Source organism: Nocardioides sp. (genome assembly GCF_036267815.1).
Classification (GTDB): Bacteria; Actinomycetota; Actinomycetes; order Propionibacteriales; family Nocardioidaceae; genus Nocardioides.
On the sequence record NZ_DATAVI010000066.1, the window covers coordinates 1 to 23,239 of the forward strand.

Genomic DNA, 23,239 nt, shown 5'->3' on the forward strand with positions numbered 1-23,239 from the left:
GCGGTCGAGGGCACGGAAGCGGAGCGCGAAGGCCAGGGACTTCTTGCCCACGCCCACCTGCGGACCGGTGTAGACGTCGAAGAGCCGGATCGACTCCAGCAGCTCCCCGGCGCCGGTGCGGAGCGAGGCCTCCACCGCCGCGGCCGGCACCGACTCGTCGACGACCAGCGCGACATCCTCCTTGGCCAGCGGATGCTGGGAGAGGCTGGGCGCGGGGCGGACGTCGGGCGCATGGCGCATCAGGAAGTCGAGGTCGATCTCCAGCGCCGCGGTGCCGCGAGGCAGGTCGTACGTCGCGCATACGCGCGGGTGCAGCTCACCGGCGTGGCCGAACTCCTCGTCCGCGACGAAGACCCGGGCACATCGACTCGGATGCCACGGCATGCGCTCGGCCCTCTCGGCGCGGACCGCGACCCCGAGCTCGCGACCGAGCTCGCGCACGATCTCCACCGCGTCGGACCAGTCGGCGCGCCGCCCGTCGCCCCACCAGCCGTCCGGGTCGCGCTCTCCCGACAGCACCGCCGCCAGGAACAGCGGCTGGTCGGGGACCGCGTCGTAGAGCTTGTCCAGCTCCGCCGCGGTCGGGCGCCACTCGACGCCGTACACCGGTGCGGGGCCGCGGTCGGACGGGAACGCCACCGTGCCGGTCTCGAACACCGCGACACCGGTGGCACCGCGCGCGAGGTTGCGGGCAGCCGCGTCGAGCACTCCCGGAAGGAGCGTCGTCGTGTACAGCGGTCGTTCCTGGGAGAGCGGGTTGGACAGCCGGACTGCGTGCCTCAAGACGTCGTCGTCCGGCAGCCCGAGCGCGTCGAACGTGTCGTCACCGACGAAGGGGAAGCTGACGACCTCGACGCATCCCAGGCCGGCCAGGGTCCGGCCGATGCGGCGGCGCAACCGCTGCTCGCGGGTGAGGCCATGCCCGACGGGGGGCACGGGGACCACCGATGGCACCTGGTCGTAGCCGACGATCCGCACGACCTCCTCGACCAGGTCGTAGGGGTCGGTCAGGTCGGGCCGCCAGGGTGGAGGCGTGACGCTCACCCCGTCGGTGTCCGCAGCCACGAGGCAACCGATCGCCTGCAAGGCGCTCACGACCTCCCCGCTCTCGATGGGCATGCCGGCGACGGCGCCCGGCAGGACGTAGCTCATCTGGACATCCGCCGGCTCGGGAGGCGTGCCGACCACGGTCACGCCCGGCGAGGCCGTGCCGCCGCCGTACGTCGTCAGCAGCTCGACCACGCGATCGGCGGCGACCTGGCAGATGGTCGGGTCGGCGCCGCGCTCGTTGCGCTTGCCCGCCTCCGAGGTGAGCTTGTGCCGTCGGCCGGTGCGGAACATGGCGACGGGGTCCCAGTGCGCGGCCTCGACCACGACCGTCGTCGTGGCGCCCGAGATCTCCGTCGTCTCCCCGCCCATGACCCCGCCGAGGCCGATGGCGCCGCTGTCGTCGCAGACCACGAGATCCTCGGTGGACAGCTCGCGATCGACGCCGTCGAGCGTCGTGAGGTGCTCGCCCGCGCTCGCCCGGCGTACGACGAGGGGCCCCTGGAGCCGGTCGCCGTCGTAGCCGTGGATCGGCCGGCCGGTCTCGAGCATGACGTAGTTGGTGACGTCGACGGCCAGCGAGATCGGCCGCATCCCGGCCAGGCGGACCCGGCGCCGCAGCCACTCCGGCGACGGGGCGCTCGGGTCGAACCCCGACACGGTCCGCGCGACGAAGACCGGACAGCCGCTCGGGTCGTCGACCCGGACCGGGTAGCCGTCGCTGCTCGGCGCGGGCACCTCGCGCTCGCAGGGGTCGCGGTAGGGCGCGTCGAAGCCGAGTGCGGCCTCGCGTGCGACCCCGCGCAGGGAGAGTGCGTAGGCGCGGTCGGGGTTGATCTCGAACTCGATGACCTCCTCGTCGAGCCCGAGCAGCGGCAGCGCGTCGTCGCCGGGAGAGCCGGCCTCGGCGGGCAGCACGATGATCCCGTCATGGTCGTCGCCGACCGCGAGCTCGCGAGCCGAGCAGATCATGCCGGCCGAGACGTGCCCGTAGGTCTTGCGCGCCGAGATCGCCATGCCGTCGGGCAGCAGGCCACCGGGCAGCACCACCACGACGAGGTCTCCCGGCGCGAAGTTGTGGGCACCGCAGACGACCCACTGGGGCTCGCCGGTGCCGTTGCCGTGGCCGACGTCGACCGAGCACCAGTTGATCGTCTTGCCGTTCTTCTGTGGCTCCGGCTCCACGGTCAGCACCCGGCCGACGACGAGGAACCCGCGCAGCCCCGCCCCTGGACGCTCCAGGGCCTCCAGCTTCAGCCCGAGAGAGGTGAGCTTCCGGGCGAGCTCCTCGCTGCCGAGCTCGGCCGGCAGGTCGACGTACTCGCGGATCCAGGACACGGGCGCGCGCATGGGGTGGTCCTTCGGGTGGGTTCGTAGGGAGGCTAGAGCGGAAGGCGGGCGCCGGTCACCAGTCGGTGCCGAACGCCGAGGCGAATCGGACGTCTCCCTCGAACAGCGCGCGCAGGTCCTCGGCTCCGCTGCGGAACATGAACGACCGGTCGATCCCCATCCCGAAGGCGAACCCGCGGTAGCGCTCGGAGTCGACGCCGCAGGCGGCGAGCACACGCGGGTTGACCACGCCGCAGCCGCCCCACTCGATCCAACCCTCGCCGCGGCACGTGCGGCAGTCCTCGACCGCCCCCGGCTCGCCTCGACACACGAAGCACACCATGTCGACCTCGGCGGACGGCTCGGTGAACGGGAAGTACGACGGCCGGAAGCGCGTCGTGATGCCCTCGCCGAACAGCTGTTGGGCGAAGTGGTCCAGCGTGCCCTTGAGGTGGGCCATGGTGATGCCCTCGTCGACGACGAGCGCCTCGACCTGGTGGAACATCGGTGAGTGCGTGGCGTCGTAGGGGTCGGTGCGGAACACCCGGCCCGGACAGACCACGTAGATGGGCGGCGTGCGGCTCAGCATGGTCCGCGCCTGCACCGGCGACGTGTGCGTGCGCAGCACGAGGTGGTCCTCGGGCGGATCGGTCCAGAGGGTGTCCTGCATGGTACGAGCGGGATGGTCGGGTCCGAGGTTGAGGGCATCGAAGTTGAGCCACTCCGCTTCCAGGACCGGCCCCTCGGCGACCTCCCAGCCCATGGCCACGAAGAGGTCGGCGATGTAGTCGCTCATCAGCGTCAGGGGATGCCGGGCCCCTCGGGGGCGGCGTCCGGTCGGCACCGTGACGTCGACGGCGTCCTCGATCAGCATCCGCTCCTCGGCCGCCTCCTCCAGAGCCGCTGTCCGCTGGGCCAGGGCCTCGCTCACCACGGCCCGGGCCTGTCCGACGCGCTGACCGGCCTCCTTGCGCGCCTGCGGCGGCAGGGCACCGATCTCGCGGTTGGCCAGTGCGAGCGGCGACCGGTCGCCGACATGGTCGATCCGGGCGCGCTTGAGCTCCTCGAGATCTCGGGCCGCCGCGAACGCGGCCACGGCCTCGTCACGCATGGCGGCCACCTGCTCCGGTTGGAGCGGGGTCACCTCGACCGGGTCGTAATCGGTGTTCGGGCCCGACATGAGTGCCTTTCGAGTGCGAGACGCGCTGGTCGTGGGGGACCAAGTCTAGGAAGTCGCCGTGCAGGCCGGCGACGGGGTTTCATCGCGCAGGCCGGCTGCTCACGAGTCCGCCGCGAACACCGGCCACGAGGTCGCGATGCGCGCGCCTCCCAGCGGGGAGTCGTCGATGGTCACGGTCCCGCCGTGGGCGCGGACCAGCCCGTTGACGAGGTAGAGGCCGAGCCCCGAGCCACCGCGCTGGCCGGTGGTCCAGAACTTCGTGAACGCGCGACGCCGGATCTCCGGTGCGATGCCGTCACCGGAGTCGTCGACCCGCACCAGGACGTGCTCGCCGTCGCGGACCGCCGTCACGCTGACCGGGTCGGACCCGTGCCGGATCGCGTTCTCCAGGAGGTTGGTCAGCACCTGGGTGAACTTGTCGGGGTCGGCCCACACCTCGGGCAGGTCGGCGGGCGCCTGGAGCTCGATCCGGTGCGGGGCACCGGCGCGCACGCTGTCGATCACGCGGCCGGCGAGCACCGGCAGGTCGCAGGGCCGCTGGTGCATCGACAGCCGGCCGGTGTCGAGCCGGGCCACGTCGAGAAGCTCGGTGATCAGTCTGCTCAGCCGGTCGGAGTCGGCGTGGACCGTGGTCAGCATCAGCTTCTTCTGCTCGTCGTTGAGCCGGTCCCACCGGTTGAGGAGCGCCTGGACGAATCCCTTCACCCCGGTCAGCGGTGACCGGAGCTCGTGGGCGACCGTGGCGACCAGGTCGGAGCGGTCGCGGTCGAGGCGGGCGCGGGCACGTCCCGAGCGCAGCGAGACGGCGACATCGGTGACCGGACCGCGACCGGGCGCGCGATGGATGCGGGCGGTCACCAGCACCTCGGCGCCCGACGGCAGGATCCAGGACTGCTCGGGAACACCGGTGCGGGTGACCAGGCCCTCGTACGGCCGGGTGCAGTCGACCCAGGACGCGCCCTCCTGGTTGGTGACGGCGAGGACCTCCGCGAGCGACTGACCCTCGGCATCCTCGCGGGTGGTCCCGAGCAGGGACGCCGCCCGGTCGTTGACGAGCCGGACGACCCCGCGGCGGTCCGCGACGACCACGCCGTCGGGCAGCGCGTCGACGGCCTGCCGCACATCGACGACGACGGGTGCGGACACGTCGTCGGCCGGGTCCGACCCAGAGAGGCTCACCCGCGGCAGCCTAGTGTCGCGGGTGCGAATTGGCGGAGCGTACGCGGCGCGAAGGTGCGTGCATCGCGAGGCGGCGTCGCGACGGGCTACGGGGCGTCACCAGAGCGGCGACTGTGCCACCCCGACCGGAGCAGCAGAGATGCTGTGGGCGGCCCCTCCCCCCGGTGGGGCCGCACCGACAACATGGGTGGACGGTCCCTCCCCCGTGAGGCCCGTCCTCTCGCGCATCCCCCGATGTGCGAACAGGTAGTAAGATAGTGCTGGTATCCACACTTCACAACTGATTTCGAAGATTTCGGGAAACTTTGCTTTGAAAAGAGTGGTTCATGCTCGTGTCCGAGCTGGCGGAGCGCGCCGGCGTCCCGCTGGCTACGGTCAAGTACTACCTGCGCGAAGGGCTCCTGCCCGCAGGGGTGACGACCGGTCCGCGCCGCGCCGAGTACGCCGAGGCGCACCTGCGCCGCCTCCGGGTGCTGCGCCTGCTGCGCGAGGTCGGCGAGGTCCCCGTCACCAGCCTGCGCCAGGTGGTCGACGCGCTCGACGACGAGGAGCTGCCGGTCCACGAGGTCATGACCCTGGTCGCCGACGTCATCTCGGCTCGCCCGGAGCCTGAGAACCAGGTGCCCGGCTCTCTCGACACCGTGGACGCGGTGCTCGCGCAGGTCGGCTGGGACCTGGTCCGCGCCGAGTCGATCGACCGACAGCGCCTGGCCGAGCTCGTGACCTTGCTCAACGGTCCGGGCCCGTTGGCCGCGAGCGTCGAGGTGCTCGGCCTCTACGCCGGGATCGCCGACCAGCTGGCCCGGGCGGAGATCGCGCTCGTGAGCCAGTCCACCGATCGCGCCGAGCTCCTGGAGCAGATGGTGACCGGCTCGGTGGTCTACGGGCAGGTGTTCGTGCTGCTGCGGCAGCTGGGCCATGAGCACCACCACGCCCGGCTCACGACGGCAGCGCGACGGCCCGAGCCGGTCACCTAGGGAAGGTCCGGGGACGGGGCGGCGCGCCGCGTTCGGACGCTCTCGTGGAGGCACACGGCGGCAGCGGTGGCGAGGTTGAGGCTCTCCGCGCGACCAGGAGTCGGAATCCGCACGCGATGGTCGGCCAGCGCGGACAGCTCTGCGGGCAGCCCCCAGGCCTCGTTGCCGAACAGCCAGGCGATCGGCCCCGCCAGCAGATCCGCCGCGTCGTCGAGCGACAGGTCGCCGTCGCCGTCGGCCGCAAGCACCAGCAGACCCCGCTCCCGCGCGCTCGTCACGGCCTCGGCCGGGGCCGGGGTCACCGCGACCGGCAGGTGGAACACGCTGCCGACGCTGGCCCGGACGGTCTTGGGGTTGTAGAGGTCCACGGACCGACCGGCCAGCACCATCGCGTCAGCTCCGAAGGCGTCGCAGGTGCGGACGAGGGTCCCGGCGTTCCCGGGGTCGCGAACGTCGGCGGCGATGGTCACCAGCGACGTGGTGGACGAGGGCGCCAGGGCCTCGGCGAGCGGGATGTCGAAGTACCGGCATACGGCCACGAGTCCGGCCGGACTGACACTGTCGCTGAGCGCGGCCAGGGCCCGGTCGTCGACCTCGCTCGCGCGGGGTGCCGCCGCCAGCAGGTCGGCGTACTGCTGGCGAGCCGCGGGCGCTGCGAAGACCTCCACGACGACGCCGCGCTCGAGGGCTGCCTCGACCGCCTTCGGGCCATCGGCGAGGAACAGCCGCCGCTCGGCGCGGACCGAACGGCGGCTGAGCTTCCGGGCGTCCTTGACCCGGGCGTTCCGCGCGGTCAGCGGCGCCGGCAGCGGGTTCGACACGCGGGTCTCGACAGCCTCGCCCGACGAGATGTCAGGAGGCCTTCGGAGCGTTGACGTCCTCGGGCAGAGCGGCCTTGGCGACCTCGACCAGGGCGGCGAACGCCGGCGCGTCGTTGACGGCCAGGTCGGCCAGGATCTTGCGGTCGACCTCGACGCCGGCCAGGCCGAGGCCCTGGATGAAGCGGTTGTAGGTCATCCCGTTCGCACGCGAGGCGGCGTTGATCCGCTGGATCCACAGCTTGCGGAAGTCTCCCTTGCGGGCCTTGCGGTCGCGGTAGCTGTAGACGAGGGAGTGGGTGACCTGCTCCTTGGCCTTGCGGTAGAGGCGCGAGCGCTGACCGCGGTAGCCGCTGGCGCGCTCGAGGGTGGTCCGGCGCTTCTTGTGGGCGTTTACTGCCCGCTTGACGCGTGCCATGGTCTGTTGCTCCTTGGTGGTGTTCGGCAGAAGTTCGGTGGGCGGGCGATCAGCGCCCGAGGAGCCTCTTGGCTGCCTTGGTGTCGGCGGCGGAGACGTCGACGTACCCGCTCTTCTGACGGTGCTTCTTGCGGCTGCCCGTGGTCGGGGCGGAGGCGAACGCGGCGCCGGACTTCCGGCCCGTCTGAAGGCGCCGGAGCTTGCCGGTGCCGCTCACCTTGAACCGCTTCTTCGCGCCGGAGTGCGTCTTGTTCTTCGGCATGGTTCCTCTTCCTTCTTGGTACGTGGTCTGAGCATGGTCTCGAGCGGCCCCGTCGGGCCCTTCTCAACCAGCGACAGGTCAGGCCTCGATCTCGGGGTCGAGATTCTCCGACCGGCCGTGTTCCTTCTTGGCGGCCACCTGGTGCCCGGCGTTCGCAGCGGTGCGCTCGGCGCGCTCCTCCGCCACATCGGCAGCTCTGGCAGCGGCCCGCTCGGCCTTGGCGGCTTGCAGCTCCACCTTGGCCTCGGCCTTCTTCTTGTGCGGACCGAGCACCATGATCATGTTGCGGCCGTCCTGCTTGGGCGCGGACTCCACGAAGCCGAGCTCCGTGACGTCCTCGGCCAGCCGCTGGAGCAGCCGGAAGCCCAGCTCGGGACGGTGCTGCTCGCGACCGCGGAACATGATGGTGATCTTGACCTTGTCGCCGGCCTTCAGGAACCGCACGACGTGACCCTTCTTGGTCTCGTAGTCGTGCGCGTCGATCTTGGGACGAAGCTTCATCTCCTTGATGATCACGTTCGTCTGGTTGCGACGTGCCTCACGGGCCTTCTGGGCGTTCTCGTACTTGAACTTCCCGTAGTCCATGAGCTTGCAGACCGGCGGGCGTGCCATCGGGGCGACCTCGACCAGGTCGAGGTCGGCCTCCTGGGCGAGCTTGAGGGCCTCGCCCGTGGGGACGATGCCGACGGTCTCGCCGTTGGGACCGACGAGCCGGACCTCGGGAACGCGGATCCGGTCGTTGATGCGGAGCTCGGTGCTGATGTGTCCTCCATGTGTCGTACGGATGGGTGACACCGAGGGGGCCGGTCTGAGAAGACGAAAGCCCCCGCGCGACGCGCGAAGGCTCGGGAGCACACCCGGGCTGCGACGTCTGGGTCCAGACGCCACGCACACCGTGTGCGGACCTTGACCCGACGACCTGGTACGGCCGGTGCGGGTGGGAGTGAGCCTCCACTTGTCGGACCGGGCGGCGTCCGTGGCTCGGGCGCACCTCCGGTCGGTCGGTGCCAAGGATAACAACTTCGGTCTCCGAGCGCCTATTCCGAGCGGGCAGTCTCCTCGGCCGGCAAGCAGCGGGGCGGGGCGCCTCACCCGCGCGAGGAGCCCGGCGGTGCCGGCTCGACCCACGCCAGGCCGGACCCGGTGCGGGCCAGCGTCCAGCCTCGAGCGAGGCCGTCGAGCAGCTCGCCCTCGACGACGTACGTCGTGGGCCCGGCGACGTCGATCACCAGCGCCGCGGCACCCTCCGCAGCGGCCGAGCGGGCGGCGAGCGACGCGGTCACCGGCACCGGCCGGGCGTCGGGCCGCCAAGCTGCCAGTGCGTCCAGCGAGGTGAAGGCGAGCAGGGCCCGGCGTCCGTCCTGCCCGGTGAGCAGCGCGGTCGCCATGTCGCTGGTCTTGTCGTGGACCAGCCCCGATGCGTCCGCCTCCGCCTCCCCGAGCACGGCCAGCACGGGCACCAGGACCCGCGCGCCCTGAAGGGCCGCGAAGACGTCGAGCTGTCGGCCCGGATCGGCGGCGAAGCCGGCCAGCGCGGCGCCCAGAGCCGGGTCTGCTGCGCCGGTGTCGCCGGCGAACCCCGGGTCGGGGATCTGTCGGCGTTCGGACATGCGGTCGATCGTGCCATGCTGGAGTGGTGAACGACGTCTCCTGGGGTGCCCTGGCCCTCGCGCTGACGGCGCTCGGCGGGATCTATACCTGGTGGGCGCTGCGCAACCGCGGCTTCGCCGCCGCCGTGCGCGCAGCCGGCTTCACGCTGCTGCCCCTGGCCGCCTGGATGACCGGCCTGCTGGAGGTGTTCGGCGATGTCGCGAGCGCCTTCGGGCATTGGTTCACCAGGCTGGTGTTCAGCCCGTTCGTCTGGCTCGGCGTGGTCGTCTTCGTGGTGGCCGTGGTCCTGATCGGCGCGGGGAACGTGCTGACCGGTCGCAAGGGCGGGTCGAAGGAGCGTCCGCAGGCCCGGCCGACCAGCGCGCCGAAGGCCGTGGCGAAGAGCTCGGCACCCGACCCGTTGATCGACGACGAGATGGCGGAGATCCAGGCGATCCTGAAGAAGCGTGGCATCTCCTGATGCCCGTGGCTCGGGCGGGCGACTCGGAGGTCGCCCGCAACCGGCTGTGGACGCGGCTCTCGACGGCGGTCTCCGCGCTCGACCCTGCCCCGGCCACGCCGGTGATGGTGGTCGACCTCGATGCCTTCGACGCCAACGCCGCCGACCTGGTGCGCCGAGCCGCCGGGAAGCCCGTCCGGGTGGCCTCCAAGTCCGTCCGGGTCCCGGCGCTGCTCGAGCGGGCCCTGAGCATCGACGGGTTCCGAGGCGTGTTGGCCTACACGCTGCGCGAGGCCCTGTGGCTCGAGCGCAACGGCATCAGCGACGACATCGTCGTGGCCTACCCGACGGTCGACCTGGTGGCCCTGGCCGAGCTGGTCGGCTCTCCGTCTTCGGCGGCCCGGATCACGGTGATGGTCGACGAGGTCGAGCACCTCGACCTGGTCGACTCAGTCCGCTCCTCACGGGCCGTGCCGGTGCGAGTCGCGCTCGACGTGGACGCCGGGCTGCGCCTGGGCGGCCAGCTCGTCGGGCCCCGGCGCTCCCCCCTGCACGACCCTGACGACGTGATGCGGCTGGCTCGGCAGGTCCTCGACCGGGAGGGCTTCGCCCTCGTCGGCGTCATGACCTACGAGGGGCAGGTCGCCGGCGTCCCCGACGACCTCCCCTCGCAGCGGGCCCGCTCGCTGGTGGTCCGGCGGCTGAAGTCCGCCTCGATGAGCCAGCTCGGCGAGCGACGTCAGGTGATCGCCGCGCGGCTCGCCGACCTCGTCGAGCTGGAGTTCTGGAACGCCGGCGGCTCCGGCTCGGTCGAGGCGACGGCGGCCGATCCCGCGGTCACCGAGATCGCGGCCGGGTCAGGACTGCTGGTGCCAGGGCTCTTCGACCACTACCGCGCGTTCACGCCCCGACCCGCCGCCTTCTTCGGGCTCCCCGTCACCCGCAAGCCATCGCCGTCCACCGCCACCGTGCACGGCGGCGGCTTCGTCGCCTCGGGCGCGACCGGCGCCGATCGCTCGCCGATCCCCTGGGCTCCGCCGGGTCTCCACCTGACCTCCCTCGAGGGGGTCGGTGAGGTGCAGACCCCGCTGACCGGACACCCGGCCGCGTTGCTGCGGGTGGGCGACCTGGTGTGGTTCCGGCATGCCAAGTCCGGCGAGCTGTTCGAGCACACCAACACGGTGTGGTTGCTGGCCGGTGACCGGCTCGTGGACGAGGTGCCGACCTATCGCGGCTGCGGCAACAGCTGGTGAGCAGTGCCGAGGTCGTCCTCGACCTGGTGCGCTCACGACCGCCGACCCTCGGCGAAGGCCGGCTGCTCTGCATCGACGGGCCCGCCGGATCGGGCAAGACGACCCTCGCCTCGCAGGTCGCGAGTGCGGGGGGTGACGCCGTCGTGGTGCACATGGACGACCTCTACGAGGGTTGGGGCGGGCTCGCGGAGGTCGGCGCGCAGCTGGGCACGCTGCTGCTCCCCCTGGCCGTCGGCTCGTCGGGCTCGTACCGACGCTGGGACTGGCGCTTGGACGGCTGGGCCGAGACCGTGACGATTGCGCCCTCGTCGCTGCTGGTGCTGGAGGGGGTCGGCTCGGGCGTGAGCCTCTTCGCGGCGCTGACCACGGTGCTGGCGTGGGTGGAGGTCCCACCCGAGCTGCGCCTGGAACGCGGGGTCGCGCGTGACGGACCCGGGGTCGCCGAGCACTGGGCGCAGTGGACGCACGATGAACAGGCCGTGTTCGTACGTGAGCGCACCCGCGAGCGCGCGGACGTCGTCCTCGACGGCCGGGTCCCGTGAGGCGGTCATCCCGACCGACTCGCGGGTGAGCGGCTAGTGTCCGGCGCATGACGGGGCCGTCAGGAGACCAGTTCGAGATCACCGGTGGTGGCTACCGCGCGGTGGTGACGGAGTGCGGAGCAACGCTGCGAGTCCTGGAGTACGCCGGGCGCGGCATCGTGCACGGGTTCGGCGAGGACGAGATGTCGTCGGCTGGCCGCGGCCAGCTGCTCGTGCCGTGGCCCAACCGGATCGGCGACGGCAGGTACTCCTTCGGTGGCCGCGACCTCCAGCTCGGCCTGACCGAGCCGGGCCGTCACAACGCCTCCCACGGGCTCGTGCGCTGGGCCGCCTGGTCCCCCGAGGAGCACGCCGCCAGCTCGGTGTCGCTGAGCTACCGGCTGATGGCCCAGTCGGGGTACCCCTGGACCGTCGACCTGCACGTGCTCTACGACCTCTCGGCCGACGGCCTCACCGTGACCCAGACCGCGACCAACCTCGCCTCCTCACCCGCGCCGTACGCCTCCGGCGCCCATCCGTACCTCAGGGCCGGCGCCGGCGGGGTCGACGACTGGGAGCTCACCCTGCCAGCATCCCTGCGCCTGCTCAGCGACGACCGGCTCCTGCCGGTGGGCGACGAGGACGTGACTGGCACGGCGTACGACTTCCGGGTCTCGCGGCCCCTGCGCGGCGCGCGGCTCGACGACGGCTTCGGAGAGCTCACCCGCGACCAGGACGACGTCGCGACCGCCTCGGTGCGCGACCCGGCCACCGGGCAGGGCGCGGCACTGTGGGTCGACGGCCATCACCGGTGGCTGATGGTCTTCAGCTCGGACGACGGCTGGGACCCCCCGCGGCAGGCACTGGCCGTCGAGCCGATGACGGCTCCACCGGACGCCTTCCGGAGCGGCCGCGACCTGCTGACGTTGGCGGCGGCCGGCGAGCCCGGCGACGAGATCTCACTGAGCTGGGGGATCCGGGCGCTTGAGTGACCGCTCGGCGGTCGCGGCCACCAGCAGTCGCAGCTCGCGCACGGCACTGCGAGCGCGGTCCCCGTCGGACGACTGGATCCCCATGGCCGGACGGCTCGTGCCGTCGGCCAGGTCGAGCACCGGGAACGGCGCCCCCTGCGGCATGTGCACCGCAAGCACCTCGGCCCACTCGTAGCGATGGGTGGAGTAGCCGTTGACGAGCTCCAGCCCGGCGGGGCTCGCGGTGACTCGACAGCGGATCAGCCCCCAGCCTATCGCCACTCCGATCAGCGCGATGCCGATCACCGTGCCGAGCTGCCAGACCGAGACGTTGCCGCGCACCTCGGGTCCGACGGCGAACCAGGCCGCGACACAGACCACGGTGAGCATCCCCCCGAAGAACCCGACGGCGAGTCGGACGCCGAGTGGTCGCCAGGTGCGCGGGAGCCGCGGCAGAGGCTCAGAGTCGGCAGGCATGGATGTCGGTCACCAGGATCCCGCGGGCGCCGATCGTCCACAGCTCGTCCATGACGCGGTGGGCGCCGGCTCGGGGCACCATCGCCCGCACGGCGACCCACCCGCCCCGATGAAGCGGCGAGACCGTGGGACTCTCGATGCCGGGCGTCAGCGCGACGGCCTCACCCACCCGGTCGTCGGGAATGTCGTAGTCCATCATCACGTAGGTACGCGCGACCATCACCCCCTCCAGCCGGCGCCGGAACACGTCGAGGCCCTCGGGAGCAGTGTCTGCCCGGGTGACCAGGACCGCCTCCGACTCCAAGATGGGGTCGCCGAACGTCGCCAGGCCGGCCTTGGCCAGAGTGCCCCCGGTCTCGACCACGTCGGCGATCACGTCGGCGACACCGAGCTGGATGCTGCTCTCGACAGCGCCGTCCAGGCGGTTCACCGTCGCCCGGACGCCGCGCTCGGCGAGGTACAGCCGCACGATGCCGGCGTACGACGTGGCGATCCGCGCACCCTCGAGCGCGGCGGCATCGGTGAAGCGTCCGGTCGGTCCCGCGAAGCGGAAGGTGCTGCGGCCGAAGCCGAGGCCGAGCACCTCCTCGGCCTTGGCGCCGGAGTCCAGTAGCAGGTCGCGGCCGGTGATGCCGGCGTCGAGGGTGCCCTCTCCGACGTACAACGCGATGTCGCGCGGGCGGAGGTAGAAGAACTCCACGCCGTTCTCGACGTCGACGAGGGTGAGCTCCTTGGTGTCCTGGCGCTGGCGGTACCCCGACTCGCGCAGCATGTCGGTCGCGGCCTGCGACAGCGATCCCTTGTTGGGGACCGCGATGCGCAGCAGCTGGTCGGCCGGGGGGCTGGTGGTGACCATGGGAGTCCTCACGGCTTCACAGGTGGGCGTAGACGTCGTCGAGGCCGAGACCGGCCGCGAGCATCAGCACCTGGGCGTGGTAGAGCAGCTGGCTGATCTCCTCGGCGGCCCGGGCGGGCGACTCGTGCTCGGCCGCCATCCACGACTCCGCGGCCTCCTCGACCAGCTTCTTGCCGATCGCGTGCACGCCGGCGTCGAGCTCGGCCACGGTGCGCGATCCGGCCGGCCGGTCGCGCGCCTTGTCGGCCAGCTCGGTCCAGAGCTGCTCGAAGGTCTTCACGCACAGCAGGGTAGTTGTCGCTTGCCCCGGCGCCGCCACGGCGTCCAGGGTGATCGTCATGGGTGGCGACGCGGCGCAGGACCTGACGGCGTTCGACCGGGTGAGCTGGCCGGTGCGCAGCGAGCGGCTGGCCATCCGACCGCCCACTCCCGAGGACTTCTCGCGCCTGTACGAGATCCGGGCGGCGCCGGGGGTGACCCAGTGGCTCACCGGGGCACCGGCCTCGCTGGAGGACTACGTCGAGCGGTACGGGACGCCGGAGCGGCTCGCGACGACGCTAGTGCTCGAGGCCGAGGGTGCCGTGGTCGGCGACCTGTTCTGCGCCGTCGAGTCGCCGTGGTCGCAGGCCGAGGTACGTGACCGGGCTCGGAACACGCTGGCCGCGATCGGCTGGTGCCTGGACCCGGCGTACACCGGGCGCGGCTACGCCACCGAGGCCGCCGCGGCGCTGCTGAGGATCTGCTTCGAGGACATCGCCGTACGACGCGTGGTGGCCGGCGCCTTCGCCGACAACGCCGCCTCGGTGCGCGTCATGGAGAAGATCGGGATGCGGATCGAGGGACGTGGTGTCCGCGACTCCCTGCACCGCGACCTCGGATGGCTCGACGGGGTCACGGCGGCGATCCTGCTCGAGGAGTGGCGCGAGAGACACCGTTGACCCGCCCCGCGCGACTCGCGAAGGTGGCGCGGTGAGCTTCGACCAGATCGCCTGGCCCCGGCGTACCGACCGCCTGACCATCCGGCCCGCGACCGCCTCGGACCTCCCGGCGGTGTTCGCCGTCAGGAGCCTGCCCGAGGTGGCGGAGTGGATGCCGGACCGGCCCACGTCGTACGACGAGTGGGTGCTGCGTCTGGGCGGCTCCGGAGCCTTCGACCGGATGCTGGTGATGGAGCGCGGGGACGCCATCGTCGGTGACCTCTACCTGCACGTCGAGAACGCCTGGGCCCAGCTGGAGGTGCGCGAGGCCGGTGCGGGCGTGCAGGCCGAGATCGGCTGGTCCCTCGCGCCCGCGTACCAGGGGCAGGGGCTGGTCACCGAGGCCTGCGGGGAGCTGCTCAGGATCTGCTTCGTCGAGCTCGGGGTGCGCCGGGTCGTGGCCAATGCCTTCGCCGACAACACGCCGTCGCTGCGGGTGATGGAGCGGCTGGGGATGACCTGCGAGGCCCGCAACAGGGCCGACTCCCTGCATCGCGACCGCGGCTGGCTCGACGGCGTCACCTACGCCCTGCTCCGCGAGGAGTGGCAGACCTGATCCGCGGGATCGTCAGCCGGCGCGCAGCGTCTTGAGGGTGCGGGCGGTGCGGAGAGCCGCCGCGGTGGCCTGGTAGCCCTTGTCCTCCGAGGAGCCGGGCAGGCCGGCGCGGTCGAGGGCCTGCCGGTCGGTGTCGCACGTGAGCACCCCGAAGCCGACCGGGGTCGCGGCGTCCAGGGCCACCCTGGTCAGCCCCTCGGTCGCGGCGGAGCAGACGTACTCGAAGTGCGGGGTGCCGCCCCTGACCACGACACCGAGGGCGACCACGGCGTCGTGCTCGCGGGCGAGCTCGGCCGCCACGACCGGAAGCTCGAAGGTGCCGGGCACCCGGACCTCGCTCACCCGCGTCACGGAGTACGCCGCAAGGGCGCGCCGGGCGCCCGCCAGGAGGCCGTCCATCACCTCGGTGTGCCACTGGGCCGCGACGACGCCGACGGAGAGGTCGCCGCAGTCGAACGGCTGGTCGGCGGGCGCCCCCGCGCCGCTCACCGGGCGACTCCGCGCGGGCCGGGGTCGGCCGGTGCCGGCTCGAGGTCGACGCCGTCGGTCGGGAGATCGGGGATGTCATGCCCCATCCGGTCGCGCTTGGTGCGCAGGTAGTGCAGGTTGTGCGGGTTGGGCCGCGGCGTCAGCGGGAGCTGCTCCTCGACCGCCACGCCGAAGTCCGCCAGCGCCTCGGACTTCTCGGAGTTGTTGGTGAGGAGCCGCACGCGTGTGACACCGAGGTCGCGCAGCACCTGGGAGGCGGCCCCGTAGTGACGGGCGTCGGCAGGCAGGCCGAGCTCGAGGTTCGCGTCGACGGTGTCGCGCCCGGCGTCCTGGAGCGCGTATGCCTCGAGCTTGGCCACCAGTCCGATCCCACGACCCTCGTGACCCCGCAGGTAGACGACCACGCCACGCCCCGCTGCGACGACCCGCTCGAGAGCCTCGTCGAGCTGGGGGCCGCAGTCGCAGCGCTGCGACCCGAACACATCGCCGGTCAGGCACTCGGAGTGGACCCTGACCAGGACCGGCTCGTCGCCCGCGATGTCTCCGTGGACCAGCGCGAGGTGCTCGGAGCCGTCGATGCGCGAGCGGTAGCCGTACGCCGTGAGCTCGCCGTACCTCGTCGGGAGCTGCGTCACCGCGACCCGCTCGACCAGCGTCTCGGTGCGGTGGCGGTACCGGACGAGGTCGTCGATCGAGATCATCGCCAGGCCGTGCTCGTCGGCGAACTCCCGCAGCTGCGGTGCGCGCTTCATGGAGCCGTCGTCGTTGACGATCTCCACCAGGACCCCCACGGGGGTGAGCCCCGCGAGCCGAGCGAGGTCGACCGCGGCCTCGGTGTGTCCGCGCCGGCTGAGCACGCCGCCCTCCCGGTAGCGGAGCGGGAAGACGTGGCCGGGGCGGGTGACCTCCCAGGGCTCGGTCGCGGAGTCGGCGAGCACCCGCGCGGTGTGCGCGCGGTCGGCGGCGCTGATCCCGGTGGAGACCCCGTCGCGGGCGTCGACCGAGATCGTGAACTGGGTGCGCATCCGGTCGCGGTTGTGCGGCGTCATCAAGGGGATCTCGAGCCGGTCGAGGATCTCGGCGGGCATCGGGACGCAGATCACCCCCGAGCTGTGCCGCACGGTGAAGGCCATCAGCTCCGGAGTCGCCCTGGCGGCCGCGAAGATGATGTCGCCCTCGTTCTCCCGGTCCTCGTCGTCGACGACGACCACCGGCTTGCCGGCCGCGACGTCGGCGATCGCTCGCTCGACGGTGTCCAGACGGATGCTCATGCCAGTGCCTCCTCGAGCTGCTCGGACTGCTCGCGCCTCGAGACGCGCAACCACACGACGAAGCCCCAGACGACCAGGGCGGCGTAGGCGACGTAGAGCATCGCCGACGGGTAGAGCCGGCTGTGCCACAGCGTGGGCACGCCCACCACGTCGACGGCGATCCAGGCCAGCCAGAAGTCGTTCCAGCCCCGCGCCATCGCGTAGGTCGCGACCATCGAGCCGATGAAGATCCAGGAGTCGCACCAGTAGTACCAGCGGGGGGCGGGCCAGGTCTCGCCGATCAGGGCGAACACCCACTGGAGCACCAGGACTCCGGCCACCCAGACGACGAGATAGCCCAGCCGCTCCGACATCGTGGCCCATCGCGGCGTGATCGCCGGCGCGTGCTCGGCGCGCCGGGCCTTCACCTGCTTCCAGCGCCACCAGCCGTAGACGCTGGTGACGATGAAGAACACCTGCCGCCCGGCCTGGCCGAACAACGGCTGCTGGGAGCCCTGGTCGAAGGTCGCGGCGAGGAAGACGCTGAGCAGCAGGACGTTGCCGACGACCCCGACCGGCCACGCCCAGATCCGGCGGCGCAGCCCGCCGATGGCGGAGGCGAACCCGAACGCGTTGCCCAGGATCTCGCGCCACGTGATCGGATGGCCCGCGATCATGATCTGCGCGTCGTAGAGCCACTGGAGGACGTTCATGCGACGACCTCCTCGGTCGACCGCAGCTCCAGCTGGCGCGCGACGTACTTGCCGATCACATCCACCTCGAGGTTCACCGTGTCGCCGACCGCACGGAACCCCAGCGTCGTGCGTCGCAGCGTCTCGGGGATGAGGCTGACGGTGAAGCCGTCGCCGCGAGCCTCGACCACGGTCAGGCTGACGCCGTCGACGGTGACCGACCCCTTGTCGACGAGGTACGGCGCGAGGTCGGGCGGCATGGAGAACGTCACGACGTCCCAGTGGTCGCCAGGCTCGCGTCGGGCGACGCGACCGGTCGCGTCGACGTGACCCTGCACGAGGTGGCCGCCCAGCCGGGTGCCGGCGGTGACCGCGCGCTCGAGGTTCACGCGGTCGCCGACGTCGAGCACGCCGAGGCCGGTCCTGGCCAGCGTCTCGGCCATCACGTCGGCGGTCCACAGGTCGGTCTTGCTGCCGTCGGTCGAGCCGGTCCAGACCACGGTCAGGCAGCAGCCGTTGACGCAGATCGAGTCGCCCGGGACGGCGTCCTCGAGCACCGCGTCGGCCCGCAGGGTGAGCCGAACGGCGTCGGACTGCCGCTCCAGCGCCGCCACGGTGCCGAGCTCCTCGACGATTCCGGTGAACATCTAGGCGTTTCCTTCCGGCTGGGCCGGCTCGACCGTGGAGGACGGCCGGCTCATGGTGATGCGTACGTTGACGTCGTCTCCGGCGTTCAGTGCGTCCAGGACGACGACGTCGGTGACCGGCAGGTGCAGCGCATCGGAGATCGAGGTGATTCCCAGCTCGCCGATCGCGGCCCGCCCGGTGCCGAGCAGCATCGGGGCGAGGTAGGCCACGACCTCGTCGACCAGGCCGGCCGCCACGAAGGCCGCGGCCAGGGTCGGCCCACCTTCGAGCAGGACGTGCTGGCGGTCTCGGGCGAACAGCTGCTTCAGAGCCGTCTCGGGCTCGCGCGTGCGCAGGTGGACGGTCTCCGCGGCGTCGTCGAAGACCCGGCGACCGGGATCGAGGTCGCGCTCCCCCATCACCGCGCGCAGCGGCTGACGCGACAGCAGCCGGCCAGCCGCGTCGCGGGCCGTGAGGTGCGGGTCGTCGATGGCGACGGTGCCGCTGCCGACCAGCATGGTGTCGCAGATCGAGCGCAAGGCGTGCGTGTCGAGACGGGACGCCGGGCTCGACACCCAGCGGCTGCTGCCGTCGGTGGCGGCGACCCGCCCGTCGAGGGTGGTGGCGACCTTCCAGGTCACGAACGGCCGGGCGTGCTCCACGGCGAAGGTCCACACGCGGTTCAGCTCGCGCGCCTCGGCAGCCAGGACGCCGGTCTCGACCTCGACGCCCGCGGCGCGCAGCGTCTCGGCCCCCCCGACCGCGACCGGGTTGAGGTCGCGCTGGGCGAGGACCACGCGGCGTACCCCCGCAGAGACCAGGGCCTGCGCGCACGGTCCGGTGCGTCCGGTGTGGTTGCACGGCTCCAGCGTGACCACAACGGTCGCCCCGCGCGCCTCGGACCCGGCTCGGACGAGGGCCTCGACCTCGGCGTGGGGACTGCCGGCCCCGCGGTGATAGCCCTCGGCGACCGTGTGCCCTGCGGCATCGAGCACGACGCAGCCGACCCGCGGGTTGGGTCCGAGCGGCACGTCGGGACCCGCGGCCAGCTCGAGCGCGCGGCGCATCGCCGTCCGCTCGGTCTCGCTGACTGTCATCGTGCCCTCCGGTCCGGTCGCGGACTCCGGGGCAACGGACGCCGTGCGCTCGACCTCGATGGAGGCGAGCACCACGTCTGCGTGCGCTTCTCATCCGGACTTTGACCGTCGGTCCAGGAGTTCCACCTGGTCAACCGGTCACTGGCAGTGGCCGGGTCGCGGACTGTTACCGCCGGTGCGGAGTTTCACCGCCCCCAGAGCACGCGAGCACTTGGCTCTTGCGAGCGCCAGCGTACGCCCGGGCTGTCGGGATCGACACGTGGCGTCCGTCACGCGCTGTCGGCGGCCTCGGTCGCCGAGGTGCGGAGCGCGGCGATCATCGCCTCCGGGTCGGCGGCGTCGAAGACCGCCGAGCCCGCCACGAACACGTCGGCGCCGGCCTCGGCGCAGCGGACGATGGTCTCCAGGCCGACCCCACCGTCGACCTGGAGCCACGTCTGGAGGCCGTGCTTGTCCATCAGCTCGCGAGCGCGCCGGATCTTCGGCAGGCAGAGGTCGAGGAACCTCTGGCCCCCGAAGCCCGGCTCGACGGTCATGATCAGCACCATGTCGAGCTCGGGCAGCAGGTCCTCGTAGGGGTCGATGGGAGTCGCGGGCTTCAGCGCCATGCTGGCGCGCGCCCCCTGCGCCCGGATCTCGCGGGCGAGCCGGACCGGGGCCGCCGCCGCCTCCACGTGGAAGGTCACGCTGCCGGCCCCTGCCTCGACGTACGCCGCGGCATTGCGGTCGGCGTCGGTGATCATCAGGTGGGCGTCGACCGGTCGCGGGCTCGCCTTGCTGAGCGCCTCGACCATCCGAGGACCGAAGGTCAGGTTGGGGACGAAGTGGTTGTCCATGACGTCGACGTGGATCCAGTCCGAGCTCGGGATGCGCGCCACCTCGGCGCCGAGGTCGGCGAAGTCGGCGGTGAGGATGCTCGGGGTGATCTGGATGCCCACCCGTCCAGCCTAGGGACTCTGGTGCTCGGGCCGGTCCAGGCGCGTCCAGGTCAGGTCCCCGCCGAGGAACGTGTGCACGAAGCCGCACGTCTCGCACACCGCGGCATCGGCCTGCTTGTTGAAGCCGGAGTTGGCGAAGCCCGACGTCGCCAGCTTCATCGTGCGATGCACGAACGTGGTGCCCCGACAGACCTGGCAGGCCAGCTGCCGCCCGGCCACGTCGACACGCTCGGGTACCCCTGCCATCAGTCCTCCGTCTGCCCGTCGGTGTCGTCGCCGCGGCCGGTCGTCGAGGTCAGCCCGTTCGCCTCGTCGCGATCGGCCCAGACCCGGAGCGGCTCGATGTCGAAGACGTGGTCGTCGATGTCCTCGTGCAGGTCGCCGATCTCGGCGAACCTCGCGGGCACGGTGAAGATCGTGCAGTCCAGCGGCTCGACGTCCTCGACCTCGTCCCAGCGCACGGGGGTCGACACCCGGGCGTCGGGGAAGCCCCGCACGGAGTACGCCGCGGCGATGGTGTGGTCGCGGGCGTTCTGGTTGTAGTCGACGAAGAGGTGGCGGGGGTCTCGGTCCTTGCGCCACCACAGGGTCGTCACGTCGTCCGGCATCCGGCGCTCGACCTCGCGAGCGAACGCCAGCGCCGCGCGGCGTACCTCCTTGTGACCGTGCTCGGGCCGGATCCGCACGTAGACATGCAGCCCCTTCCCCCCGCTGGTCTTGGGATATCCGACGGCACCCAGCTCGTCGAGGATCTCGTGGACGACGCCGGCCACCCGGCGTACCTGCTCGAACCTGCTCAGGGGTCCCGGGTCGAGGTCGATGCGCCACTCGTCGGGCTTCTCGGGGTCTTCGCGACGGCTGTTCCACGGATGGAACTCCACCGTCGACATCTGCACCGCCCAGACGACCGCGCCGAGCTCGGTCACGCACAGCTCGTCGGCCGTCCGGTTCCACCGCGGGAAGCGCAGCTGCACGGTCTCGACCCAGGGCGGCGCGCCGGACGGGACCCGCTTCTGATGCACCTTCTCCCCCGCCAGGCCGGTCGGGTACCGGTGCAGCATCGTGGGCCGCTCGGACAGCGCGTTGACGATGCCGGGCCCGACCGCGACGTAGTAGTCGACCAGGTCGCGCTTGGTCGCGCCGCTCTCGGGGAAGTAGACGCGGTCGGGGTTGGTCACCTTCACCACCCGGTTGTCGACCTCGATCTCGACGAACGGCGACGCCATGCGGTCACCGTATCCGGGCTTGCTTGTGGGTGGGGGGTGGTGGCTGTTGTCAAATCCCCCGCTGAAGCGGGGGATTTGGCACTTCCTGGCCGTTGCAACCCCCAAGAAGTGACAGCAGAGGCCAAGAAGTCGGGGGCCCTCCGTCGTCTGACAGGCAGGCTACGAGCGGGCTGCCCGACGTAGCAGGGTCATGAACATCGCGTCGGTGCGGTGGCGGTGCGGCCACAGCTGGACGGTCCCGGCGAGCGGACCGGCGCACTCGGGTACGTCGGCGCGCAGGCCCGCAGCCGTCGTGAGCAGGGACGTCGCGTCGCCGAGCTCGACGTCGTCTCGGCCGACCAGCACGGCCCCGACGACGTCGCGGGTCTCGGCCAGGACCGGCGAGCACGTCGCATAGAGGACGACGCCGCCGGGCCGGACGAGGTCGATCGCGCTGTCGAGGAGCGCACGTTGCAGCGGCTCGAGCTCTCGCAGGTCCTCGGCGCGGCGACGCCAGCGCGCCTCGGGGCGACGCCGCAGGGCACCCAGTCCCGTGCACGGCGCGTCGACGAGGACCCGGTCGAACGAGCCGGCCGCCCACGACGGGGCCGTGCCGTCCTCGACGGTCACCGCCTCCACACCGGCGGCGCCGGCCAGGGTACGGCGGACCAGCTCCGCGCGGTGCTGCTGGCGCTCGTTGGCGACGATCCGGGCGCCGCGACGATCGGCCAGCGCCGCCAGCAGTGCCGCCTTGCCGCCCGGCCCCGCGCACAGGTCGAGCCAGCGCTCGTCCGGGCCGTCGAGCGGTGTCGCTGCGAGCGCGTGCGCCACCAGCTGGGAGCCCTCGTCCTGCACGCCCGCCCGCCCTTGGGCCACCGCGGCGACGTCGGCCGGGTTGCCGCCCGGCGAGACGGAGCCGTACGGCGAGTACGGCGTGGGGTCGCCCGGGAGCTCCTCGAGGGCGGCGCGCCCGGGCCGGGCGACCAGGGTGACCCGGGGAGGCTCGTTGTCGGCCGCCAGCAGCCCTTCCAGCTCCTCGGGGTCGCCAGCGGCGGCGAGCGCCTGACCGAGCGCCTCCACCACCCACTGCGGATGGCTGTACGCCGTCACGGCGAAACCGACCGGGTCGGAGGCCGGATCGGGAGCGACCCGGAGCACCCAGGTCGCCCGGTCGCGCTGGGCCACCTTGCGCAGCACGGCGTTGGCGAACCCCGCCGCACCGGGCCCGACCTCGGAGCGAACCAGGTCGACCGTGGTGCTGATCGCGGCGTGCGACGGCACGCGCATGCCCAGCAGCTGGTGACAGCCCAGGCGCAGCGCGTCGCGGACCCTGGCCTGCACCTCGCGCGGCGGGCGGTCGACGCACGCAGCCAGGACGGCGTCGTAGAGCCCCTGCCAGCGGATCGTGCCGCTGGCCAGCTCGGTGGTGAAGGCCGCGTCGCGACCGGCCACCCCATGGCGGGCGAGTGCCCCCGGCAGCGCGAGGTTGGCGTAGGCGTCGTCCGCCCGGACGGCCTTCAGCACGTCGTACGCCGCCCGGCGGGCCGGGTCCGGACGGCTCACGACAGCTCGCCGGCCAGGAGCCTCCTGGCCAGGGACCGCGGCGCCACGGCGAGCCAGGCGTCGGTCAGCACCTCGCGCAGCTCCTCGACGTCCAGCTCGCCGATGCGGCTCTGTTGCAGCAGGACCGCGTTGTAGTTGCGGAAGTGGTCGATGGTGAAGAAGGGCCCCCCGGCCTCGACCAGCGCCGCCTTGTCGTCGGCGTTCGCGGTGCGGATCACGAGGAGATCGCAGAACTCCTCCCCGGTCGTCGGGTCGACGGCGTCGTGTCGGGGCGCGCGCGCCAGGACGAAGCCGCGTGGCTTCGGCTTCTGACGCACCAGATACGTGGGCCGGTCGCCCCACGACGTACCGAGCTCGACCTCGGGGAGGGCCGAGCAGATCGCGTGGACGTCCGCCGCGCGGGCCTTGCGACTCACATGCCCTCCTGCTCGCCGTCGCCGGGTTCGGCGCCCGTGCGGGGCTCCCCCTCGAGTTACGACGGCCCGGGCGCACGCTAGCAGTGGGACC

Annotated in this window: 28 protein-coding genes and 1 riboswitch; of the genes, 7 read left to right on the forward strand and 21 right to left on the reverse strand. The window is 72.2% G+C overall.

Annotation, left to right across the window (positions count from 1 at the left end):
• The 3 genes from pheT to VHW64_RS15210 form a co-directional block, all read right to left on the reverse strand.
• Positions 1-2,397 (reverse strand): phenylalanine--tRNA ligase subunit beta (gene pheT, locus VHW64_RS15200; protein ID WP_329651417.1); only part of this gene is annotated, 2,397 nt, incomplete at its 3' end.
• 55 nt (positions 2,398-2,452) lie between these two features.
• A complete protein-coding gene (gene pheS / locus VHW64_RS15205) occupies positions 2,453-3,556 on the reverse strand; it encodes a phenylalanine--tRNA ligase subunit alpha (protein WP_329651418.1) in 1,104 nt (367 codons plus the stop codon).
• 99 nt (positions 3,557-3,655) lie between these two features.
• Positions 3,656-4,735, reverse strand: coding sequence for an ATP-binding protein (locus tag VHW64_RS15210; protein ID WP_329651419.1), 1,080 nt, complete (start codon positions 4,733-4,735; stop codon positions 3,656-3,658).
• A gap of 326 nt (positions 4,736-5,061) precedes the next feature.
• Here VHW64_RS15210 and VHW64_RS15215 point away from each other — a divergent pair, with 326 nt between their 5' ends.
• A complete protein-coding gene (locus VHW64_RS15215; protein WP_329651420.1) occupies positions 5,062-5,712 on the forward strand; it encodes a MerR family transcriptional regulator in 651 nt (216 codons plus the stop codon).
• Here the strand turns inward: VHW64_RS15215 and VHW64_RS15220 are convergent.
• The 5 genes from VHW64_RS15220 to VHW64_RS15240 form a co-directional block, all read right to left on the reverse strand.
• Complete coding sequence (locus VHW64_RS15220; protein ID WP_329651421.1) at positions 5,709-6,533, reverse strand: RNA methyltransferase; 825 nt, start codon at positions 6,531-6,533, stop codon at positions 5,709-5,711. The two genes, VHW64_RS15215 and VHW64_RS15220, sit on opposite strands and share 4 nt — an antisense overlap.
• Positions 6,534-6,564: 31 nt before the next feature.
• Positions 6,565-6,948, reverse strand: a complete 384-nt coding sequence (gene rplT / locus VHW64_RS15225) for a 50S ribosomal protein L20 (protein WP_329651422.1) — start codon at positions 6,946-6,948, stop codon at positions 6,565-6,567.
• A 49-nt stretch (positions 6,949-6,997) separates the two neighbouring features.
• Complete coding sequence (locus VHW64_RS15230; RefSeq protein ID WP_329651423.1) at positions 6,998-7,210, reverse strand: bL35 family ribosomal protein; 213 nt, start codon at positions 7,208-7,210, stop codon at positions 6,998-7,000.
• Between the two features lie 78 nt (positions 7,211-7,288).
• Positions 7,289-8,005, reverse strand: a complete 717-nt coding sequence (gene infC / locus VHW64_RS15235) for a translation initiation factor IF-3 (protein WP_329651424.1) — start codon at positions 8,003-8,005, stop codon at positions 7,289-7,291.
• A gap of 293 nt (positions 8,006-8,298) precedes the next feature.
• Positions 8,299-8,820, reverse strand: a complete 522-nt coding sequence (locus VHW64_RS15240; protein ID WP_329651425.1) for an SseB family protein — start codon at positions 8,818-8,820, stop codon at positions 8,299-8,301.
• A 26-nt stretch (positions 8,821-8,846) separates the two neighbouring features.
• Between VHW64_RS15240 and VHW64_RS15245 the strand changes: the two genes are divergently transcribed.
• Genes VHW64_RS15245 through VHW64_RS15260 form a run of 4 tightly spaced genes read left to right on the forward strand, consistent with a single transcriptional unit; the run spans position 8,847 to position 12,026 of the window.
• The gene (locus tag VHW64_RS15245; protein WP_329651426.1) at positions 8,847-9,281 is read left to right on the forward strand and encodes a hypothetical protein; all 435 of its coding nucleotides are present in this window, start codon (positions 8,847-8,849) and stop codon (positions 9,279-9,281) included.
• On the forward strand, positions 9,281-10,513 hold the full coding sequence (locus VHW64_RS15250; RefSeq protein ID WP_329651427.1) for an amino acid deaminase/aldolase: 1,233 nt from the start codon (positions 9,281-9,283) through the stop codon (positions 10,511-10,513). Before VHW64_RS15245 ends, VHW64_RS15250 begins: the two co-directional genes overlap by 1 nt.
• On the forward strand, positions 10,510-11,055 hold the full coding sequence (locus VHW64_RS15255; RefSeq protein ID WP_329651428.1) for a 4-amino-4-deoxy-L-arabinose transferase: 546 nt from the start codon (positions 10,510-10,512) through the stop codon (positions 11,053-11,055). The genes VHW64_RS15250 and VHW64_RS15255 overlap by 4 nt, the downstream gene beginning before the upstream one ends.
• A 47-nt stretch (positions 11,056-11,102) precedes the next feature.
• Entirely contained in the window at positions 11,103-12,026 is a 924-nt protein-coding gene (locus tag VHW64_RS15260; RefSeq protein WP_329651429.1) for an aldose 1-epimerase family protein, read from the forward strand.
• Here the strand turns inward: VHW64_RS15260 and VHW64_RS15265 are convergent.
• The 3 genes from VHW64_RS15265 to VHW64_RS15275 are packed head-to-tail and all read right to left on the reverse strand — an operon-like array spanning position 11,994 to position 13,618.
• Positions 11,994-12,482, reverse strand: coding sequence for a PH domain-containing protein (locus tag VHW64_RS15265; protein WP_329651430.1), 489 nt, complete (start codon positions 12,480-12,482; stop codon positions 11,994-11,996). The genes VHW64_RS15260 and VHW64_RS15265 overlap by 33 nt on opposite strands.
• Entirely contained in the window at positions 12,466-13,338 is an 873-nt protein-coding gene (gene hisG, locus VHW64_RS15270; protein ID WP_329651431.1) for an ATP phosphoribosyltransferase, read from the reverse strand. The genes VHW64_RS15265 and hisG overlap by 17 nt, the downstream gene beginning before the upstream one ends.
• A 16-nt stretch (positions 13,339-13,354) precedes the next feature.
• A complete protein-coding gene (locus tag VHW64_RS15275) occupies positions 13,355-13,618 on the reverse strand; it encodes a phosphoribosyl-ATP diphosphatase (protein WP_329651432.1) in 264 nt (87 codons plus the stop codon).
• A gap of 58 nt (positions 13,619-13,676) precedes the next feature.
• Here VHW64_RS15275 and VHW64_RS15280 point away from each other — a divergent pair, with 58 nt between their 5' ends.
• A complete protein-coding gene (locus VHW64_RS15280; RefSeq protein WP_329651433.1) occupies positions 13,677-14,276 on the forward strand; it encodes a GNAT family protein in 600 nt (199 codons plus the stop codon).
• A 31-nt stretch (positions 14,277-14,307) separates the two neighbouring features.
• On the forward strand, positions 14,308-14,871 hold the full coding sequence (locus VHW64_RS15285) for a GNAT family protein (protein WP_329651434.1): 564 nt from the start codon (positions 14,308-14,310) through the stop codon (positions 14,869-14,871).
• 12 nt (positions 14,872-14,883) lie between these two features.
• Here the strand turns inward: VHW64_RS15285 and ribH are convergent, their stop codons facing one another.
• The 10 genes from ribH to VHW64_RS15335 form a co-directional block, all read right to left on the reverse strand.
• Entirely contained in the window at positions 14,884-15,360 is a 477-nt protein-coding gene (gene ribH, locus VHW64_RS15290; protein WP_329651435.1) for a 6,7-dimethyl-8-ribityllumazine synthase, read from the reverse strand.
• The gene (locus tag VHW64_RS15295; RefSeq protein ID WP_329651436.1) at positions 15,357-16,631 is read right to left on the reverse strand and encodes a bifunctional 3,4-dihydroxy-2-butanone-4-phosphate synthase/GTP cyclohydrolase II; all 1,275 of its coding nucleotides are present in this window, start codon (positions 16,629-16,631) and stop codon (positions 15,357-15,359) included. Before VHW64_RS15295 ends, ribH begins: the two co-directional genes overlap by 4 nt.
• Positions 16,628-17,323, reverse strand: coding sequence for a nicotinamide mononucleotide transporter family protein (locus VHW64_RS15300; protein ID WP_329651437.1), 696 nt, complete (start codon positions 17,321-17,323; stop codon positions 16,628-16,630). The genes VHW64_RS15295 and VHW64_RS15300 overlap by 4 nt, the downstream gene beginning before the upstream one ends.
• A complete protein-coding gene (locus VHW64_RS15305) occupies positions 17,320-17,949 on the reverse strand; it encodes a riboflavin synthase (protein ID WP_329651438.1) in 630 nt (209 codons plus the stop codon). Before VHW64_RS15305 ends, VHW64_RS15300 begins: the two co-directional genes overlap by 4 nt.
• Positions 17,950-19,101 carry a bifunctional diaminohydroxyphosphoribosylaminopyrimidine deaminase/5-amino-6-(5-phosphoribosylamino)uracil reductase RibD gene (gene ribD, locus VHW64_RS15310; protein ID WP_329651439.1) on the reverse strand — a complete coding sequence of 384 codons (1,152 nt, stop codon included), beginning with the start codon at positions 19,099-19,101 and terminating at the stop codon, positions 17,950-17,952.
• 2 nt (positions 19,102-19,103) lie between these two features.
• Positions 19,104-19,233, reverse strand: a riboswitch (FMN riboswitch).
• A gap of 62 nt (positions 19,234-19,295) precedes the next feature.
• Positions 19,296-19,964 (reverse strand): ribulose-phosphate 3-epimerase, encoded by a 669-nt coding sequence (rpe, locus tag VHW64_RS15315; protein ID WP_329651440.1) that lies wholly within the window; start codon positions 19,962-19,964, stop codon positions 19,296-19,298.
• A gap of 9 nt (positions 19,965-19,973) precedes the next feature.
• The gene (locus VHW64_RS15320; protein ID WP_329651441.1) at positions 19,974-20,210 is read right to left on the reverse strand and encodes a hypothetical protein; all 237 of its coding nucleotides are present in this window, start codon (positions 20,208-20,210) and stop codon (positions 19,974-19,976) included.
• On the reverse strand, positions 20,210-21,190 hold the full coding sequence (gene ligD, locus VHW64_RS15325) for a non-homologous end-joining DNA ligase (protein ID WP_329651442.1): 981 nt from the start codon (positions 21,188-21,190) through the stop codon (positions 20,210-20,212). The genes VHW64_RS15320 and ligD overlap by 1 nt, the downstream gene beginning before the upstream one ends.
• Positions 21,191-21,349: 159 nt before the next feature.
• Positions 21,350-22,732 carry an RsmB/NOP family class I SAM-dependent RNA methyltransferase gene (locus tag VHW64_RS15330; protein WP_329651443.1) on the reverse strand — a complete coding sequence of 461 codons (1,383 nt, stop codon included), beginning with the start codon at positions 22,730-22,732 and terminating at the stop codon, positions 21,350-21,352.
• Positions 22,729-23,148 carry a hypothetical protein gene (locus tag VHW64_RS15335; protein ID WP_329651444.1) on the reverse strand — a complete coding sequence of 140 codons (420 nt, stop codon included), beginning with the start codon at positions 23,146-23,148 and terminating at the stop codon, positions 22,729-22,731. The genes VHW64_RS15330 and VHW64_RS15335 overlap by 4 nt, the downstream gene beginning before the upstream one ends.
• Between the last annotated feature and the right edge of the window lie 91 nt (positions 23,149-23,239).